At 52.2% G+C, this 19,455-nt stretch carries 17 protein-coding genes; 9 read left to right on the top strand and 8 right to left on the bottom strand.

The features are described 5' to 3' along the window. Nucleotides 1–99: 99 nt before the first annotated feature. The gene (locus AC6EMZ_RS20110; RefSeq protein ID WP_498404543.1) at nucleotides 100–531 is read left to right on the top strand and encodes a universal stress protein; all 432 of its coding nucleotides are present in this window, start codon (nucleotides 100–102) and stop codon (nucleotides 529–531) included. Nucleotides 532–574: 43 nt separating this feature from the next. Here the strand turns inward: AC6EMZ_RS20110 and AC6EMZ_RS20115 are convergent, their stop codons facing one another. The 3 genes from AC6EMZ_RS20115 to AC6EMZ_RS20125 form a co-directional block, all read right to left on the bottom strand. After that, nucleotides 575–1,261, bottom strand: coding sequence for a GntR family transcriptional regulator (locus tag AC6EMZ_RS20115; protein WP_498404545.1), 687 nt, complete (start codon nucleotides 1,259–1,261; stop codon nucleotides 575–577). 91 nt (nucleotides 1,262–1,352) lie between these two features. Further along, nucleotides 1,353–2,099 carry a bifunctional NADP-dependent 3-hydroxy acid dehydrogenase/3-hydroxypropionate dehydrogenase YdfG gene (gene ydfG / locus AC6EMZ_RS20120; protein WP_498404547.1) on the bottom strand — a complete coding sequence of 249 codons (747 nt, stop codon included), beginning with the start codon at nucleotides 2,097–2,099 and terminating at the stop codon, nucleotides 1,353–1,355. Nucleotides 2,100–2,247: 148 nt separating this feature from the next. Further along, entirely contained in the window at nucleotides 2,248–2,733 is a 486-nt protein-coding gene (locus tag AC6EMZ_RS20125) for an NAD(P)-binding domain-containing protein (RefSeq protein WP_498404548.1), read from the bottom strand. Between the two features lie 242 nt (nucleotides 2,734–2,975). On the opposite strand from AC6EMZ_RS20125, the gene AC6EMZ_RS20130 reads away from it, so the two are divergent. The 5 genes from AC6EMZ_RS20130 (at nucleotide 2,976) to dcp (ending at nucleotide 11,379) form a co-directional block, all read left to right on the top strand. Next, complete coding sequence (locus AC6EMZ_RS20130; RefSeq protein WP_498404550.1) at nucleotides 2,976–3,590, top strand: TetR/AcrR family transcriptional regulator; 615 nt, start codon at nucleotides 2,976–2,978, stop codon at nucleotides 3,588–3,590. Nucleotides 3,591–3,664: 74 nt separating this feature from the next. Next, the gene (locus tag AC6EMZ_RS20135) at nucleotides 3,665–4,771 is read left to right on the top strand and encodes an efflux RND transporter periplasmic adaptor subunit (protein WP_498404552.1); all 1,107 of its coding nucleotides are present in this window, start codon (nucleotides 3,665–3,667) and stop codon (nucleotides 4,769–4,771) included. Beyond that, complete coding sequence (locus AC6EMZ_RS20140; protein ID WP_498404553.1) at nucleotides 4,768–7,863, top strand: efflux RND transporter permease subunit; 3,096 nt, start codon at nucleotides 4,768–4,770, stop codon at nucleotides 7,861–7,863. The genes AC6EMZ_RS20135 and AC6EMZ_RS20140 overlap by 4 nt, the downstream gene beginning before the upstream one ends. Next, nucleotides 7,860–9,149: a beta-ketoacyl-ACP synthase II gene (gene fabF / locus AC6EMZ_RS20145; RefSeq protein ID WP_498404554.1), complete on the top strand. Its 1,290-nt coding sequence runs from the start codon at nucleotides 7,860–7,862 to the stop codon at nucleotides 9,147–9,149. The genes AC6EMZ_RS20140 and fabF overlap by 4 nt, the downstream gene beginning before the upstream one ends. Nucleotides 9,150–9,339: 190 nt before the next feature. Then, nucleotides 9,340–11,379 (top strand): peptidyl-dipeptidase Dcp, encoded by a 2,040-nt coding sequence (gene dcp / locus AC6EMZ_RS20150; RefSeq protein WP_498404556.1) that lies wholly within the window; start codon nucleotides 9,340–9,342, stop codon nucleotides 11,377–11,379. Nucleotides 11,380–11,480: 101 nt separating this feature from the next. Here the strand turns inward: dcp and AC6EMZ_RS20155 are convergent, their stop codons facing one another. The 3 genes from AC6EMZ_RS20155 to AC6EMZ_RS20165 all read right to left on the bottom strand — a co-directional run bounded on the left by AC6EMZ_RS20155 (nucleotide 11,481) and on the right by AC6EMZ_RS20165 (nucleotide 13,926). Then, on the bottom strand, nucleotides 11,481–12,584 hold the full coding sequence (locus AC6EMZ_RS20155; protein WP_498404558.1) for an alkene reductase: 1,104 nt from the start codon (nucleotides 12,582–12,584) through the stop codon (nucleotides 11,481–11,483). A gap of 53 nt (nucleotides 12,585–12,637) precedes the next feature. After that, nucleotides 12,638–13,219: a TetR/AcrR family transcriptional regulator gene (locus AC6EMZ_RS20160; RefSeq protein ID WP_498404559.1), complete on the bottom strand. Its 582-nt coding sequence runs from the start codon at nucleotides 13,217–13,219 to the stop codon at nucleotides 12,638–12,640. Nucleotides 13,220–13,293: 74 nt separating this feature from the next. Beyond that, entirely contained in the window at nucleotides 13,294–13,926 is a 633-nt protein-coding gene (locus tag AC6EMZ_RS20165; RefSeq protein ID WP_498404562.1) for a TetR/AcrR family transcriptional regulator, read from the bottom strand. A gap of 246 nt (nucleotides 13,927–14,172) precedes the next feature. Here AC6EMZ_RS20165 and AC6EMZ_RS20170 point away from each other — a divergent pair, with 246 nt between their 5' ends. Beyond that, nucleotides 14,173–14,556, top strand: coding sequence for a nuclear transport factor 2 family protein (locus tag AC6EMZ_RS20170; protein WP_498404565.1), 384 nt, complete (start codon nucleotides 14,173–14,175; stop codon nucleotides 14,554–14,556). Nucleotides 14,557–14,654: 98 nt separating this feature from the next. Next, entirely contained in the window at nucleotides 14,655–15,314 is a 660-nt protein-coding gene (locus AC6EMZ_RS20175) for an SDR family oxidoreductase (protein ID WP_498404567.1), read from the top strand. Nucleotides 15,315–15,373: 59 nt separating this feature from the next. Here the strand turns inward: AC6EMZ_RS20175 and AC6EMZ_RS20180 are convergent, their stop codons facing one another. Both AC6EMZ_RS20180 and AC6EMZ_RS20185 read right to left on the bottom strand, forming a co-directional pair. Further along, a complete protein-coding gene (locus AC6EMZ_RS20180; RefSeq protein ID WP_498404569.1) occupies nucleotides 15,374–15,562 on the bottom strand; it encodes a hypothetical protein in 189 nt (62 codons plus the stop codon). 58 nt (nucleotides 15,563–15,620) lie between these two features. Beyond that, complete coding sequence (locus tag AC6EMZ_RS20185; protein ID WP_498404570.1) at nucleotides 15,621–16,610, bottom strand: 2-hydroxyacid dehydrogenase; 990 nt, start codon at nucleotides 16,608–16,610, stop codon at nucleotides 15,621–15,623. 210 nt (nucleotides 16,611–16,820) lie between these two features. On the opposite strand from AC6EMZ_RS20185, the gene AC6EMZ_RS20190 reads away from it, so the two are divergent. Beyond that, nucleotides 16,821–19,454, top strand: coding sequence for a YdbH family protein (locus tag AC6EMZ_RS20190; protein ID WP_498404572.1), 2,634 nt, complete (start codon nucleotides 16,821–16,823; stop codon nucleotides 19,452–19,454). The last annotated feature ends 1 nt before the right edge of the window (nucleotide 19,455 follow it).

Genomic DNA, 19,455 nt, shown 5'->3' on the forward strand with positions numbered 1-19,455 from the left:
CAGCCTTTCCAGGCTAAACCGTTTAGGTTTCGTTTGAACGGACAACGGCATCCTTAACTCATATAAAGAACACGTTTATCCGAGAAAGGAGAAGGGCTTATGTATAAGAAGATATTGATGCCTGTCGATGTATTTGAAATGGATTTAAGCGACAAAGCCGTTCGTCACGCAGAGTTTCTGGCGAAGGCAGATAACGCCACCATTACGCTGTTTAACATCCTTCCCAGCAGCAGTCGTTCTCTGCTACGCGGCTTTAACGCGGATATCAAAAAGTTCGAAGCGTTTATGGTCGAAGAGTCAGAGAAGAAAATGAAATCGCTGAAGCGCTTATTTGATATTGCGCCAGAAAACATCCTTACCGAAGTGAGTTTTGGTAACGTGCGCGATGAGATTATTGCGATGAGTGCGAAGGGCGAATACGACGTTATCGTTATTGGTTCAAAAACGCCTGGGCTGTCTACTCATTTGCTGGGTTCTAACGCGGAATCCGTCTTACGCTACGCCAAAATCCCCGTTTTAGTCGTTCGATAATCACGAAGCCGCATCCCAGTCAGTATCGGGGATGCGGTCACGCTCACTCTTCCGTAAACCACTCACGATTTTCCAGGCGAATAAGCTGCACGGATTCACCAATTTCCTGCAGGTGTACCGTCATGGCTTTCTCTACCGCATCACCGTCTCGTTTTTGCAGAGCGGTGAAAATATCATGATGCTGGCGTAACAGCATTTCTGGTGGTGAAACATGATCAAGGCTCATGTAGCGCACGCGATCCATGGTCGCCTTGATATTCTCAATGGTGTCCCACGCCAGCTGACAATCCGCAACCTGTGCAAGTTTCTGATGGAACTCATCGTCTAAAAGGAAAAAATCATTCAGCTGTTTGCGTTCAATCGCCGTGTGCTGCTGATTCAGGTTTTGTTCAAGCAGGTAGCACTGATGATCGTCAATAAGGGCGGCGGCACGACGGGCAACGGCACACTCTATTGCCTGACGGACAAAACAACCATTCCGGACCTGAGACAGCGATATCTTGTTGACGTAACTGCCGCGCTGCGGGCGGATCTGAATCAAACCGTTTTCAGCAAGCTTAATGAAGGCTTCACGCACCGGCTGACGGGACACGTCAAAACGCACCGACACTTCTTTTTCGGAAAGCGGCGTACCGGGTGCAATCAGGCAATGCACGATATCACGACGCAAAATGCGGTAAATTTGCTGGTTGACGGGCTGTGTAGGATTAAGTTGCGATTCAACGGCCATTCGATGTGATTTCTCAAAGAGTTAACCCGTGAATACTACCATTCTTTTCACGGGTGTCCCATACCCGACCGAAAGGCCGGGTATAGATTTATCAGCCGCGATGTACGCTTAAACCAGCAAAACTCTGGCTGACTGGCATCATTTCGACGGTATTGATATTGACGTGTTTTGGCAACGTCGCAACCCACCAGACCGTTTCGGTCACATCTTCTGGCGTCAGCGCGTCGGTGTTTTCATAGGTTTTTCCTGCTTTCGCATCATCGCCTTTGAAACGCACGTTGGAAAATTCGGTGCCGCCCACCAAACCAGGCTCGACGTCAGTGACGCGAATGGCGGTGCCGTGCAGATCGGTGCGTAGATTCAGGCTGAACTGACGCACAAACGCTTTGGTGGCGCCATACACATTACCGCCCGCGTAAGGCCAGCTACCGGCGGTGGAACCGATATTGATGATATGACCGCGATTGCGTTCAACCATGCTAGGCAGCACGGCGCGGGTCATGTAGACCAGCCCTTTGTTATTGGTGTCGATCATGTTTTCCCAGTCTTCAACGCTGGCTTTGTGCGCAGGCTCCATCCCCAATGCCAGACCGGCATTGTTGACCAGCACGTCGATGGCTTTCCATTCTTCCGGCAGGTGGGCAATCATCTCTTCAATGGCAGCGCGGTTACGCACGTCAAGCTGCGCGGTCAAAATGCTATCCCCTAATTCGTCTTTCAGCTCCTGCAAACGCTCCTGACGACGACCGGTTGCAATTACTTTGTGTCCATTGGCGACGAAGCGACGCGTGATACATTCACCAAAACCCGCTGTTGCCCCGGTAACTAAAATTATCATCTCACTGTTCCTCAACGCTTTTGTGTTGAACTACCATAGCACGCCCGCAGGCTAATAAGTATGACAAGAGGCTGCCTGGATAAGGCGTCAGCAATGCCAATTCTTCGCCTGATGTAGAATTTTATTCCAGGTTTTAACGAAATGTATTTTATAACAAATTCTTTTCTATCATATTGAAATCCGACTCCCTACTTAGCACACTCACCGAACCTAGTAGAGAAAATAGATCTGTGATTTGCGCAGTCGCCGCCGTCAGGATCACCACTGCTTTACTGGAGTCATTAACGTTGATGATTAAGAATCTGACACAGTTAGCATGATTGAACATCTCCTGTAGTTCTCTTATGTGCACACCGGGAACAAGAGATATTAGCGTTTTTCCTGGGGCTAACTTTATTCCAGATGAGAGCCGATTCAGGGCGTGACGGTCGGTGTTGATAAAAATGATGTCTGCTTCGTCAACCACCGCCTGATGGCTGTCTTGGGTCCAGCAGGGATAATCTTTCGCTAGCTTTTGCGCGGGTTCACCCGAGCCGGGCGATATAAATATCTGTGCATCAGGAACGGCCTTAAACAGCAATTTAACAAGAGACTCGGTCAGCGTATCAACGCCCAGAAAACCTATCCTTTTCATCAGCACTCCGTCATTGAAAAGTTGCGCCGTGCTACCGACGATGGCGACATCCGCTTCGCCGCTGTTGTCAGAGCGGTTATAATCCGACTCAACCTTTCAACCGTTAAGCAAACCAGTGCTCACTGCGAAGGCAAGAGTACGTACAGGGAACATCAGGCGACCTTGAATGAATCTGAAATAGTGACTAAATTACCAAATGGTTACTCGTTGTCAATCGGAGCCTATCACGCTAAGCTAAAAAAATGACTAAAAATACGAACCTACCTGCATCACGTGGTCCACTGGATCACAATGTCCGAGACCAGATAGTCGAAGCCGCCACAGAACACTTCGGGCACTATGGCTATGAAAAAACCACCGTATCGGAACTCGCAAAATCCATTGGTTTTTCAAAGTCCTACATCTATAAATTTTTCGACTCCAAGCAGGCTATTGGTGAAGTGATTTGCGCTAACCGCCTTGAGATGATCATGGCGGTCGTCAATTCAGCAATAGCTGATGCCCCATCAGTAAGCGAAAAGTTACGCCGACTCTTTAAAGCGCTCACCGAAGCGGGTAGTGAGCTGTTTTTCCACGATCGTAAGCTTTACGACATTGCAGCCGTTGCCGCGCGGGACAAGTGGCCTTCGACAGAACGCTATGAAGTTCGCCTGTGTCAATTGATAGAGAGCATCATTGTCGAGGGCCGAAAGGCTGGAGAGTTCGAGAGGAAAACGCCTCTGGACGAGGCAACACAGGCGGTATACCTGGTGATGCGGCCCTTCATGAGCCCGGTTCAGTTGCAATACAATCTCCACGTAGCCCCAACAGCAGCCGTTCTTCTCTCCTCTCTTATTCTAAGAAGCCTGTCACCCTAATTTGTGACCATTGACTTTATTGGTCACTAGTCTGAGAATGTGAATACCGTCCTGTTGATTCAATAAGGGTTCACATGCTCAGGCTTAAATCAGCCAACATTGCCGTCTGCTTCCTGCCGCTTGCCCTGGTGGCTTGCGGTGATAATCCTGGTAATGACGATCCGCGCACGCGACCGCCACTGGTCAGGTCAACGCCCGTTGAGAGGGCGGTCGATACTTCTCGTGCGTTCACCGGGGTGGTGGTTGCCAGAACGCAAAGCGATCTGGGTTTCCGGGTGCCGGGAAAAATCCTCGAACGCCTTGTTGATACCGGTCAGTCCGTTAAACGTGGCCAACCCTTAATGCGGCTCGATCCTGTCGACCTCACGTTACAGGCGCAGGCTCAGCAACGAGCTGTAGATGCTGCCCGGGCACGGGCGCGAAAAGCGTCCAATGATGAAACTCGTTATCGTGGTCTTGTGGCGACTGGGGCTGTGTCTGCTTCGGAGTACGATCAGATTAGCGCGGCGGCAGATACAGCCAAAGCGGAGCTGAGTGCTGCTCAGGCGCAGGCGAACGTGGCACTTAACGCGACGAGTTACGCCTTACTGCTGGCCGATGCAGATGGTGTGGTTATGGAGACGCTCACCGAACCCGGACAGGTGGTTAGTGCCGGGCAGGTGGTCATCCGGCTGGCCAGATCGGGACAGCGCGAAGCGTTGGTGCAACTGCCCGAAACGTTGCGGCCTTCCATAGAGAGCGAAGCCCAAGCGACGCGCTATGGCAACGACAATCAGCCCGTCGCCGCAACGTTGCGTCTGCTTTCTGATTCCGCAGATGCCACGACCCGCACATTTGAGGCAAGGTACGTGCTTGAGGGTGAGCTGGCGAACGCGCCGCTAGGTGCGACCGTCACGCTGCATATCGCAAATAGAGTCGAAAGTCAGGTCATGCAGGTCCCTATGGCAGCTCTCTACGATGCGGGAAAAGGACCTGGTGTCTGGCGAATTTCTGCTCAGCCTGCAAAAGTCTCCTGGCAGCCCGTTAAGGTGCTGAGTCTGGGTGACGATGCCGCCAGGGTGACGGGCAGTGTCAAACCGGGTGAAAAAATTGTCGCGTTAGGCGCGCATCTTCTGCACGAAGGTGAGGCTGTCCGTCTGGCTGAAGAACCTGGTACTGCCCTTGCAGGGAGTAAACCATGAGCGAGGGACGGTTCAACCTGTCAGCGCTTGCGGTACGCGAGCGCTCAATCACGCTGTTTCTTATTGTCCTCATCACCCTTGCTGGCATTTTCTCGTTTTTTGGCCTCGGGCGAGCTGAAGATCCTCCCTTTACGGTGAAGCAGATGACGATTATCACCGTCTGGCCTGGCGCGACTGCGCAGGAAATTCAGGATCAGGTTGCTGAACCGCTGGAAAAACGCCTCCAGGAGCTCAAATGGTATGACCGTACAGAAACCTATACCCGACCGGGCATGGCTTTTATTACGCTTTCATTACAGGACAAAACGCCGCCTTCCTGGGTGCAGGAAGAGTTCTACCAGGCGAGAAAAAAGCTTGGCGATGAGTCCAAAAACTTACCCGCTGGCGTAATAGGGCCGATGGTTAATGATGAATTCTCTGATGTGACTTTTGCCCTCTTTGCACTGAAAGCGAAAGGAGAACCGCAGCGACTATTGGCACGTGATGCCGAAGCGCTGCGTCAGCAACTCCTGCATGTTCCAGGCGTGAAGAAGGTGAACATTATTGGAGAGCAGGCCGAGCGGATCTTCATCTCCTTTTATCATGACCGTCTGGCGACGATGGGGCTCTCACCTCAAGATATTTTCAACGCGCTTAACAGCCAGAACGCATTAACACCTGCAGGTTCAATTGAGACGCGCGGCGCACAGATATTTATCCGCCTCGATGGTGCTTTCGACAAACTTCAGAAGATTCGCGATACGCCATTTATTGCCCAGGGCAAAACGCTAAAGCTTTCCGACGTGGCAACCGTTGAGCGGGGTTATGAAGATCCCCCGACCTTGCTGATTCGTCACCAGAAAGAACCGACACTTCTGCTGGGGATTGTGATGCGTGAAGGCTGGAACGGCCTGGATCTGGGTAAAGCGTTGGATGCCGAAACGACAAAAATCAATGAGAACATGCCTTTGGGCATGACCCTGACGAAAGTCACCGATCAGTCTGTGAATATCAGTTCAGCGGTCGATGAGTTCATGATCAAATTCTTTGTCGCCTTACTTGTCGTCATGGTGGTGTGTTTTGTCAGCATGGGGTGGCGAGTAGGGGTGGTGGTTGCGGCGGCAGTACCGCTGACGCTGGCCGTGGTATTTGTCGTGATGGAAGCCTCCGGCAAAAACTTTGACCGAATAACGCTCGGCTCCCTTATTCTTGCGCTCGGCTTATTGGTCGATGATGCCATTATCGCCATCGAAATGATGGTGGTTAAAATGGAAGAAGGCTACGACAGAATCAAAGCATCCGCTTATGCCTGGAGCCATACCGCCGCGCCAATGCTGGCCGGTACGCTGGTGACTGCCGTTGGCTTTATGCCCAATGGTTTCGCGCAGTCTACTGCCGGTGAATACACCAGCAATATGTTCTGGATTGTCGGTATCGCTCTTATTGCCTCGTGGGTCGTGGCTGTTGTTTTCACGCCTTATCTGGGCGTTAAAATGCTGCCGGATATTGCAAAAGTGCAGGGCGGTCATGCCGCCATCTATGACACCCCTCGTTATAACCGCTTTCGACGTGTGCTGACGCGCGTTATTGCGAGGAAATGGGTAGTGGCAGGCTCTGTCATCGCCATTTTTATTCTGGCAATTCTGGGGATGGGGCTGGTGAAAAAACAATTTTTCCCTACGTCTGACCGCCCGGAAGTGTTAGTGGAAGTCCAGATGCCTTACGGCACTTCTATTGAGCAGACCAGCGCCGCCACCGCGAAAATAGAAAACTGGCTGAGCAAGCAGCCAGAAGCAAAAATCGTCACCTCCTACATCGGCCAGGGCTCACCTCGTTTTTATCTGGCGATGGCACCCGAGTTACCCGACCCATCGTTTGCGAAGATAGTTGTGTTAACGGATAGCCAGGAGTCACGTGAGGCGCTCAAGTTCCGACTTCGTCAAGCGGCAGCTAACGGGCTGGCATCTGAAGCGCGCGTGCGCGTAACGCAACTGGTATTTGGCCCTTATTCCCCTTTCCCTGTCGCCTGGCGTGTCATGGGGCCTGATGCCGATAAACTGCATGAAATCGCTGATAAGGTTCAGGCTGTGCTGCAGGCAAATCCAATGATGAGGACCGTCAACACCGATTGGGGCCCGCGGGTACCAACGTTACATTTGACCCTGAATCAAGACCGCCTGCAGGCAACCGGTTTAACGTCGAATGCCGTTGCGCAGCAACTTCAGTTCCTGTTATCGGGTGTTCCTATTACGTCCGTACGAGAAGATATTCGCTCGGTACAGGTTACAGGGCGCGCTGCCGGCGATATCCGTCTGGATCCGGCAAAAATTGAGGGATTCACCTTAGTTGGCAATGCGGGCCAACGCATTCCTCTTTCACAAATCGGGGAGGTTGAAGTCAGGATGGAAGCGCCCGTACTACGTCGTCGCGATCGCACGCCGACGATTACCGTACGAGGGGATATTGCCGAAAACAGGCAGCCACCGGATGTTTCTGCATCAATCATGAAACAGCTAAAGCCGATCGTTGATTCGCTACCGCCAGGATATCGTATTGAAATGGCGGGATCGATAGAGGAGTCCGGCAAAGCGACTCAGGCAATGGCACCGCTGTTCCCCATTATGATTGCGATGACGCTACTGATCATCATTCTGCAGGTGCGTTCAATATCGGCCATGGTCATGGTATTCCTTACCGCGCCGCTGGGGCTTATTGGCGTCGTTCCCACGCTACTGATATTCAATCAACCGTTTGGTATCAATGCACTCGTTGGACTGATCGCGCTTTCAGGCATTCTTATGCGTAATACGCTGATTCTTATTGGGCAAATCCATCATAACGAGAAGGAAGGTCTCGAACCGTTCCATGCGGTAGTAGAAGCAACGGTGCAGCGAGCCAGACCGGTACTATTGACGGCAATGGCCGCAATTCTGGCGTTCATTCCACTGACGCATTCGGTGTTCTGGGGGACGCTGGCCTATACGCTGATTGGCGGAACGCTGGGCGGCACTATCATCACGCTAGTCTTCCTGCCCGCGATGTATGCGATCTGGTTCAGGATCCGTCCTGACGCACAACCCCATTCCGAACCTAAATTAAGGAGTTCACTATGACTTTCAACTATCAAAAAAGGATAGTCGTTACCGGCTGCGGCATTGTCAGTCCGCTTGGATGTGGGACAGAAACGGTCTGGCAACGGCTGCTAAAAGGCGAATCAGGTATCAGGAAACTTTCTGCAGACATAGCGGAAGGAACCGGTGTTTCCGTAGCAGGGCAAGTTCCTGCTCTGGCTGAGGATGCCGAGGCCGGTTATGCGCCAGAGCGCTACATCCCTGCCAAAGAGCGCAAGAAAATGGATCGTTTTATCGAGTTCGCGCTTATTGCGGCGCAAGAGGCGCTTGCTCAAGCAGGCTGGGAACCCTGTGATGAAAATGACCGACAGCGCACTGCTACCATTATTGCTTCCGGTGTAGGCGGATTCGGTGCCATTGCTGAGGCGGTCAGAACGACAGATACACGCGGACCGCGACGCTTATCACCCTTCACTGCGCCATCATTTCTGGCCAATATGGCAGCCGGGCAGGTCTCTATTAAACATGGCTTCAAAGGCCCCATTGGCGCGCCCATTACCGCTTGCGCTGCTGGCGTGCAGGCTATTGGTGATGCGGCCCGCCTGATCCGCTGCGGTGAGGCCGATATCGCGCTTTGCGGTGGCACGGAGGCTGCTATCGATCGTGTCACGCTGGGGTGCTTTGCCGCTGCACGCGCGCTGTCAACAGGGTGTGTAGAAAAACCAGAGGAAGCATCGCGGCCATTTGACCGCGATCGTGACGGATTCGTGATGGCGGAAGGTGCCGGACTGCTGGTCATAGAATCTCTTGAGCACGCGCTTGCGCGAGGCGCAAAACCGCTGGCAGAACTCGTGGGATACGGCACCAGTGCCGATGCCTGGCATCTGACGGCCGGTCCGGAAGATGGAAGTGGAGCCCGAAGGGCCATCGAGCTGGCGTTAAGCCAGGCTCAAATATCTGCCGATGAAGTTCAACATATCAACGCTCATGCGACGTCAACCCACGTCGGGGATAAAGGCGAGCTGGCAGCGATTCGGGCAATCTTTGGCAATGCGTCTGACGTGGCGATTAGCTCAACGAAGTCTGCTACAGGGCATCTACTCGGTGCCGCTGGAGGCATTGAAGCTATATTCACGGTTTTAGCCTTGCGTGATCAGGCCATTCCTCCCACCTTGAATTTGCATCACCCGGACGAGGCAGGCGCAGGGCTTAATTTTGTTGCTCTCAAGGCGCGAAAGGCTTCCATTACGTATGCGTTATCTAACGGATTTGGTTTCGGCGGCGTGAATGCGAGCGTGCTGTTTCGTCGGTGGGAAGATGCGGTCTAAATAAGTATGCTTCCCTAAATTGCGATGTCCCCTGTTACAGCGGCTAACAGGGGACATCAGCGACCCGCACAGTTACGGGTGACAAAACGGGGCCGAATGACAATGACATTAACACCAACAGATGCTGAGGATTGCAGACCCGCGCTGGCTGCCTTACTCTGGGAAGATGACCATTTCTCAGGAGTGAAAGATGTCGGTTGCTAATCCATTTTTTGAAATCAGCCTGTTGCCTTATCAGGCTCCGCGCTTCGATCTTATTGAAGATATTCATTATCGCCCGGCATTTGATGAGGCGATGCGTCAGAAGCGTGTAGAAGTGGATGCGATTATCGCTGACTCCGCCGCGCCGGATTTTGATAACACTATTCTGGCGCTGGAAAAAAGCGGAGCCCTGCTTTCACGTGTGAGCAGCGTATTCTTCGCTATGACCTCGGCGCACACTAACGATTATCTCCAGGCGCTGGACGAAGCGTTTTCCACCGAGCTTGCCGGGCTTGCAAACGATATCTGGCTGAACGACACGTTTTTTAGCCGGGTTGAGACCGTCTGGCATGCCCGTTCTTCGCTGGATGATGAATCTCGTCGGCTGGTGGAACAAACCTATCAGCATTTTATCCTGGCAGGTGCAACGCTCAGCCACGCTCAAAAAGTGGAGTTGAAGTCTCTCAATACAGAGTCAGCATCGTTAACCAGTCAGTTCAACCAGCGTCTTCTGGCGGCAGATAAGGCCGGTGGTCTGGTGCTTGATTATGCTCATCAGCTTGATGGTTTGACACCTGATGACATCGCCGCTGCCGTAGAGGCCGCCGCTGAGAAGGGGTTGACCGATCGCTGGCTGATACCTCTGCTTAACACGACTCAGCAGCCTGCGCTCTCGGCACTGCGCGACCGACAAACCCGTGAAAATCTGTTTAACGCCGCCTGGCTACGCACCCAAAAGGGTGACGAAAATGATACCCAGGAGATCGTGCGTCGACTGGCCGTATTACGCGCGCGTCAGGCGCAATTGCTGGGTTTCGCTAATTACGCCAGTTGGAGTATCGCTGACCAAATGGCGAAAACGCCCGACGCAGCGCTAGATTTTATGCGCGGAATTGCTCCTGCGGCCCGGGCGCGCGCGGAGCGTGAGCAAGCCGATATCCAGAAAGTCATCGACGACGAACAGGGCGGTTTTAGCGTTCAAGCCTGGGACTGGTCTTTTTACGCTGAACGCGTGCGTCTGGGGAAATACGCGCTAGATGAATCGCAAATCAAACCTTACTTTGCCCTCAATACAACGCTTGTGGACGGTGTTTTCTGGGCTGCCAGTCAGCTGTTTGGTATTCGCTTTGTCGAACGCTTTGATATTCCTGTTTATCACCCGGATGTCCGGGTCTGGGAAATCTTTGACCATAACGGCGAAGGCATGGCCTTATTCTACGGGGATTTCTTCGCGCGTGATTCAAAAGGCGGCGGCGCGTGGATGGGGAACTTCATCGAACAATCACACGAATTTGCCGCTCGACCGGTCATTTACAACGTCTGCAACTATCAAAAACCGGCAAATGGTCAGACAGCGCTGCTCTCCTGGGATGATGTCATCACCTTGTTCCATGAATTTGGCCACACGCTGCATGGTCTGTTTGCCAACCAGCGTTTCGCCACCTTATCGGGGACAAATACGCCCCGTGATTTTGTCGAGTTTCCGTCGCAAATTAACGAACATTGGGCCAGCCATCCACAGGTTTTCGCCCATTATGCGCGCCACTATCAAACGGGCGAACCGATGCCGGAAGCGTTGCGCGAAAAAATGCTCACTGCCACGCAGTTTAATAAAGGCTATGACATGACCGAACTCCTCAGCGCAGCGCTGTTGGATATGAACTGGCATGGTATCAGCGCCCAGCAAAATGTCGGTAGCCTTGATGCCTTTGAGATGGAGGCGCTGAAAAAGGAGGCGTTGGATCTTCCGGCCGTACCGCCACGCTACCGCAGCAGCTATTTCGCCCATATTTTCGGCGGCGGGTACGCGGCAGGCTATTACGCCTATCTGTGGACGCAAATGCTGGCCGACGACGGCTATCAGTGGTTTGAAGAGCAGGGCGGATTAACGCGCGAGAACGGACAGAAATTCCGTGAGGCGATTTTGTCGCGTGGCAACAGTACTGATTTAGCTGAACTTTATCGAGAGTGGCGCGGACACGATCCTTTGATCGAACCGATGCTGGAGAATCGCGGGTTGAACGGATAAGGTTTTTTCATGTTGGGAACAGAACCGGGCGCGATGCCCGGTTTTTTTCTATCGGATTTTTTCTTCCCCAAAATGAATTCTGGAATACCAAGCGAAAGTTATCAGAAATTTCCTTCAGGCCAGTCGGTATAATCTTTTGCACCACCGCCGTAATACGCCTCTTTAGGCGCGATCGTCAGTTCAGTACCGTAACGCAGACGCTTCACAAGATCGGGATTGGAGATGAACAGGCGGCCGAAGGCAACGGCATCAATAATCCCCGCGTTACGGCGACTGATAGCCATCTCAAGATCGTAATTATTGTTCCCAATGAATGGCCCTTCGAATTGCGCGCTCAGCGCGTCCATATCCACATCGGCAGGCACTTCACGTGAAGTGGCGGTTGCCCCTTCGACAAAATGCAGATACGCCAGGTTAAATTTATTCAATCGCTGGATGAGGTACCCGTACATCCCCATGACGTTACTGTCCGGCGGGGTATTACCCGCATCCGGAGTAACAGGGGAGAGACGAATACCGACTCGGTCATGACCCCAGATATTTACGATAGCTTCTGTTACCTCAAGCGTAAGACGGGCACGGTTTTCAATAGAGCCGCCGTAAGCATCGGTACGATGGTTAGTGGAATCACGTAAAAACTGATCAAGCAGGTAGCTGTTTGCCGAGTGAACCTCAACGCCGTCAAAGCCTGCGTGCAGTGCATTTTCTGCCGCTCGTTTGTACTGTTCAATAATTCCCGGGATTTCTTCGGTTTCAAGTGCACGCGGTGTCGAGACCGGTACAAAGCCGTTTACGGTGTAGGTTTGGCCTTCAGCCTTAATCGCTGAGGGTGCAACCGGGCGTTCACCGTTTGGCTGCAGCTCCACACTTGAAAAACGACCCACATGCCATAGCTGGCAGACAATTTTGCCGCCCGCTGCATGCACGGCATCAGTCACTTTTTTCCAGCCGGCGACTTGCTCCTCACTCCAGATCCCAGGAGTGGCGGCATATCCGCGACCCTGAGCTGAAATGTTGGTGGCTTCTGAAATGATCAGTCCTGCGCTGGCTCGCTGGGCATAATAAGTGGCATGCATTTCATCAGGAATGCCATCCTCACCGTAACGACTGCGGGTGACAGGGGCCATTACGATACGGTTCGCCAGTTGAAGTTGCCCCATTGTTACAGGTGAAAATAAATCGGTGCGGGTACTGTTGTCAGTCATGATAACTCCTGAATAGTTGACCGGTCGTCTAGTAAATGGGTAAAAAAACACGGCTACGCAAGTAGCCGCATGGTTGCGTTCATTGCTTTATCAAACGCTTTTTCGGGGGAATGGATTTTTGCCATCAAGGAAGCCCCCAGCCAGAGCTGATAGAGCTCTTCAGCAAGTTCATCTGCATCAGCTCCAGCCGGCAGAGAGCCGTCCTGCTGCCCTTCGCCAATACACTGTGCAATTTTCTGAACGATCTTGTCAGTGCCGTTAGCCAGAATATGTCGCATGCTGTCGTACTGATCGCAGACTTCTGCACCTAGTTTCACAACAAGGCATTTGCTTTCCGGAAGATCAGCGCCCTGCGTTTCTTTCCAGAAACTGAAGTAGCGCTTCAGACGCTCTCGGGCAGACTCCTTGCCACTGAGCTGAGTGTCCACCTGCTGAAGGTAATGGCTGAAGTAGTGTTCCAGCAGGGCTTCTGCGAACTCTTCCTTGGACTTAAAGTAATAATAAAACGAACCCTTAGGGATGCCGGCAGCATTGACAATCTCGGCAATTCCGACGGCGCTGTAACCTTTATGGGTGATTAATGCTCTCGCCACATCGATAATGTGTTGACGCATATCTGGTGTCTGCTTTTTCATAGTCCATATACTGTAATCAAAAAAACTGACCGGTCGTCTAGTTGTTTCGGTAATTACCTGTGCGACAGTAGCCATCATCGGGGCAACAACCTGACTGCATGTTGTCCAATCATATGCAGGCTCCCCGGTACTGCGCCATCCTTTGCTTCAATCGACATCCCCTCCAGCAGCGTATTCAAAACGGTAGCCAGACCGACGGTGTTCGTATCTTCAGGGAGCTGATTTTCCGTTACTGCCCTGGCAAGCCGCTTTTCAAACAAGTCTTTGCCTTCCTGTCGCAGAATACTCACTGCCCTGACGACGTCTGCCGATTCTGCCGAAACATTAATGGCGGCCAGTACCACCATACAGCCACACGGGGCTGATGGAGAAAGCAGTATATCCGCAGCCTCTCGGAAAAACGCATCAATTGCCTTAGCAATATCCTGCTCTTCTTCAAGTCGCTCCCAGGTCGCTTTCCAGTACGTACGCTCATAGTAGGTTACGGCTTCAATGAACAGTTTTGCCTTGTTTCCGAATGCTGCATACAGGCTCGGAGGATTAATTCCCATTGCCGCACAGAGCTCGGCAACCGAGGAGGGTTCATAGCCTTTACGCCAGAAGAGGTCCAGCGCCTTCAGCAAAGCCTGGTCACGGTCAAAGCTTCTCGGCCTGCCTTTCGGCTTTTCCGCAACGGCATTTAATTCATGACTTTTCATATCTGACATTCAATCATTCTCTTGACAACTTATATAGCGATCACTATACAATGATATCATTATTTAGTGGTCACTACATAAATTGGTGGGTGAATGGCTGAGATCTTCTCATCCCTGAGTTTGTATATGCAGTCAGGAGGCTGGAGAGGAACCGCCATCTAAACAGTGGCTTTCTGTGACACACCAAAACAGCTTTAATACGAAAAAAAACGGGGACCTGAACGGATCCCTGTTTACTTAAACGGAGATAAAGACATGACAAATACTACTTACGTAAAGGATTACAACGCTATTATCGCTGTACTTAATCTGTACAACGAAGGCGGTAAACAGGCGAAGAGTGAGCTGATGAAACCCGCCTTCAGCGATCAGGCCACCATTTTCGGCGTGGATGGAGACGGCAAGCTCACCGGGGGGCCAATCCAGGGACTTTTTGACGTCATTGATACCGCCTTCCGTCCTTCTCCAGACGCTAAAGCTGCCATCGTTCACGTTGATATTGTGGGCACGGCTGCCAGCGCTCGTATCGATACGGACGACATTTCAGGCTTCCGCTTTACCGACTTCTTTAACCTACTGAAAGTTAACGGCCAGTGGATAGTGGTAAGCAAAATTTATCACACCCACGTCGCTCCTTGAGTGAGCTTCCTCGTCAAATAATTTAATCAGCCTGCGTCGCAGCCTGTACGTTTTTGCTGATGTCATCCAGGGCATCATAATTTGAGAAGGAGTCGTTGATGAGCCGTATTTTCATTATCGGTGGCGCAGGCCAGATAGGCCGACGTTTGAGCAAAATTCTGTCCGGGAAAAACCATACTGTCCGTGCCCTGAACCGTAAACCGGAGCAGGAAGACCTTTTACGTAAGCTGGGTGCGGACCCTGTATCGGGGAGTCTGACAGAACTCGGCTCAACCTCTCTCGCTTCGCACATGAAAGGCAGCGATGTAGTGGTATTCACGGCCGGCGCAGGGGGCAAGGGTGGAGCGGAAATGACAAATGCCGTAGACGGCGAGGGCCTGAAAACTGCCGTTGCAGCTGCCCTTCAGGCTGGCGTGTCGCGCTTTCTGCTGGTCTCTGTATTCCCGGAGGCGTTACGGGGAGAGCAGGTATCTGACACCTTTGAAAACTATATGCGCGTCAAAAAGATGGCCGACGTGGCACTGGTACAAAGCGAACTGGACTGGGTGATTTTGCGCCCAGGTACGCTTCGGGACGAGAATGGCACCGGTCTTATCCGGGCAGGCCTTGCCATCCCTTATGGTGATGTTCCCCGCGATGACGTGGCGGCCATTCTGGCAGAAATCATTGAACAACCGGCGGTTAGCCGTGTCATTATTGAGCTAACCGCAGGCGATATTCCAGTACGTGAGGCTGTACAGAAAATAGCAGGGCGCTGACGTGACTTCGTTATTAACACAAAAAACTGAAATCCTGATGTATGGGTCACCGGGCGGATTTAATCAATGGTGAGTTGACTTTTTCTGAGCTTTTTAACTAATAAATAATTGGTAATAGAAGCAAGAGAAACCCCAATAACCCACGGAATGGCGGAGTCAAACATCAGCGATTTATTCACGTTAATGCTGAATGTGATGCAGGCAAAAGAATTTGTTAATACAAACCATGCAAAGAGCATCTTTTTCATTTGGATTTCTCCTGAACGACTTTTTACCGGGTGAACACAGCTTCACCCGGTAAAACCATTACACCAGGGCGTTAGGGCAGTCTTCGCCTTTTTCGATCTGTTGCAGGTTGCCCAGTGTGGTTTCCGAAATGCTGATCAGCGCTTCTGCGGTCAGGAAAGCCTGATGCCCGGTAAACAATACGTTGTGGCATGCAGACAGACGACGGAAAACGTCATCCTGGATAACGTCGTTAGATTTATCTTCAAAGAACAGATCGCGCTCGTTCTCGTACACATCCATTCCCAGGGCTCCAATCTTCTGCGTTTTCAGCGCTTCGATTGCGGCCTGTGAATCCACCAACGCACCACGACTGGTATTGATGATCATCACGCCGTCTTTCATCTGTTCAAACGCCGACTGGTTCAGCAGATGATAGTTTTCTGGCGTCAGTGGGCAGTGCAACGAAATCACGTCGGACTGAGAAAACAGCGACGGCAAATCGACATACTCCACGCCCATCTCCAGCGCGGCGGCGCTTGGATAAGGATCGAATGCCAGCAGACGCATACCAAAGCCCTTCAGAATACGCAGCGTGGCAATCCCGATTTTACCGGTACCAATGACACCAGCGGTCTTGCCATACATGGTGAATCCGGTCAGACCTTCCAGCGAAAAGTTTGCATCACGCGTACGTTGATAGGCGCGGTGAATGCGACGATTCAACGACATCATCATACCTATCGCATGTTCTGCGACGGCCTCCGGCGAATAGGCCGGGACGCGCACGACTTTCAGACCCAGTTCTTTGGCCGCATCCAGATCGACGTTATTAAAGCCCGCGCAGCGCAGCGCGATATATTTAACGCCGTGTTTTTTTAGCTCTTCCAGAACCGGACGACTACCGTCATCGTTCACAAAGATGCAGACAGCTTCGCATCCGTTAGCTGTTTTAGCGGTTCTTTCAGTGAGTAGAAAGTCGAAAAATTCAAGTTCGAATCCGTAAGCCTCGTTAACATGTTGCAGATACTTTTTGTCGTACTGCTTTGTGCTATATACCGCGAGTTTCATAAGACTTTCTCCAATGATGATGCAATCACGTTAGCATGATTAAAATAATCTTACAATTTATAAAATATTATTGAATTCAATAAGTTCCATGAATAATTTTAGAGCAACTATCCTTAAAAAAGGCGTTCTCTTCAACTGAATGGTTAAACATGCCACAATGACGGGCAATGCAGGCTTATTTTTTTCGCTAAATCAGGATATTAACTGCCCATGAAGGGTAAATTCAAAGCCGCACTTGCGCTACTTCTGCTTATTATACTGTTGCCGCTGACGCTGCTGATGACGCTCGCCCAGTGGGTACCAACGCTCGCAGGAATTTGGTTGCCCGCGGGAACGCGAATCGCTTTCGAAAAAAGCCCGCGCCTGTCACGTCACGCGATTGTGATTCCCGATCTTCGCTATCTTGTCGAGGACTGCGAAATTGCGCGAATCGAGAATGCCACGCTGTCGCACCCGAGCCGCTGGAATTTCGCTATCGGCGCGCTGGATCTTAATACCGCGTGTTTGAGCAAATTGCCGCAGACGCAGCCATCAAGCGCAGCACCGAAGACCCTCGCTGAATGGCAATCTCTTCTCCCGAATACCTGGCTGACCATCGACAGGTTAACCTTATCGCCGTGGCAGCAATGGCAGGGCAAATTGACCGCATCGTTAACGCCAGCGATTCAGGACATCACCTATCAGGGCGATCAGGTAAAAGTGCGCGGCAAGCTAAGTGGGCAAAATCTTACCTTCAGCGAATTTGAAATCCAACTTCCCGATCGTCCACAGCCCATTAAACTGGTGGGCGAATTTACGCTGCCGCTGGTATTAGATGGCGCACCTGTTAAAGGCCATGCGCAGGCTACGTTGAACGTCCCACAGATCGAGTCCTTGGTGGATGCCGATCTCGACTGGCAAGACAACCAGGGTCAACTCGTTGTGATGGCGCGCGACAATCCGGAACCGTTGCTGGATTTGCCGTGGACGATCAGCGCTGAACGCCTGACCGTGAGCGACGGACGCTGGAGCTGGCAACAGTCAGGCGTGCCGTTGAGCGGTCGCGTCAGCGCGAAAATCGATAACTGGCAGCAGGGGCCTGAAAAGGCAATCATTGCCGGTCGTCTGAATGTGTTAACCCAAGGGGATGCCGGAAAGGGTAATGCGGTGCTGACCATCGGGCCGGGGAAACTGAGCATGGATCAAAGCGATATGCCGCTTCAGCTAACCGGTGAGGCAAAGGAAAACGATCTGATTCTTTACGCGATACTCCCGGCGCGCCTGACAGGCAGCCTTCTCGATCCCCAGTTGACCTTTGAACCGGGCGCGTTGCTACGCTCGCGCGGTCGGCTGATTGATTCACTCAATATTGACGAAATCCGCTGGCCGCTGGCAGGAGTCAAACTGTCGCAAAAAGGCGTCGACGGGCGTTTGCAGGCAATTTTGAAAGCGCATGAAAACGAAATGGGTGATTTTGTTCTCCATCTGGATGGTCAGGCGAACGACTTCTTGCCCGATAACGGATTATGGCAGTGGCGGTACTGGGGTGAAGGGCATTTTACGCCAATGAGTGCCCGCTGGGATGTGGCCGGAAAAGGAGAGTGGCGCGACAGCGCTATCGAACTGACCTCGCTCTCTACCGGCTTTGATAAATTACAGTACGGCACCATGCTGGTCAGTAAGCCGCGACTGATCCTGGATAAGCCGGTGCGCTGGCAACGCGACTCAGCGCATCCGCATTTTAGCGGTGCGTTATCGCTGGACGCCGGGCAAACCGCGTTTTCAGGCGGAAGCGTACTACCCCCATCGACGCTCAAATTCAGCGTTGACGGCGTCGATCCGACGCTGTTTCAGTTCAAAGGCGATCTTCATGCAGAAGAGATCGGGCCGGTGCAGGTCAATGGACGCTGGGACGGTGAGCGCCTGCGCGGTCAGGCCTGGTGGCCTAAACAGTCGCTTACGGTGTTTCAACCTTTAGTTCCGTCAGACTGGAAGATGAATCTGCGCGAGGGCGATCTTTATGCGCAGATCGCGTTTTCTGCCGCCGCAGGCCAGGGTTTTGAAGCTGGTGGTCATGGCGTTGTCAAAAGCGGCAGCGTCTGGATGCCGGATAACCAGATAAACGGCGTCGATTTTGTTCTGCCATTCCGCTTTAGTGAGGGAACCTGGTCACTCGGCACGCGCGGGCCTGTGACCTTGCGCATCGCGGAAGTGATAAACCTGGTCACGGCGCGAAATATTACGGCCGATCTGAAAGGGGAATATCCCTGGAGCGAAGCCCGTCCTTTGCTGTTAACCAACGTCAGCACCGATGTTTTGGGCGGCAAAATCACGATGCAGCAATTGCGCATGCCCCAGCACGACCCCGCCTTGCTGCGCGTGCAGAATATCTCGGCGAGCGAACTGATCGGTGCCGTTAATCCGAAACAGTTCGCCATGTCCGGCCCGGTGAGCGGGGCGTTGCCGTTCTGGCTGGATAACGAAAAGTGGATCATTAAAGACGGCTGGTTAACCAACCCTGGCCCGATGACGCTGCGTATCGATAAAGACACGGCGGATGCGATCGTTAAAGACAATATGGTCGCTGGCGTGGCGATTAACTGGCTTCGCTATATGGAAATTTCCCGCTCGTGGACGAAAATCAATGTAGATAATCTGGGCGTGCTGACGATGCAGTCGGCGATCACGGGCATCAGCCGAGCTGATGGAAAAAGTAGTACCGTCAACCTGAACTACACCCACGAAGAAAACCTTTTCACCCTGTGGCGCAGCTTGCGCTTTGGGGATAATTTACAGGTATGGCTTGAGCAACACGCGGCGTTACCGCAAGCCCGCTGTCCGACAGGCAAGGAATGTGAGGAATAAC

This window comes from Enterobacter sp. SCRI0065 (assembly GCF_059766475.1).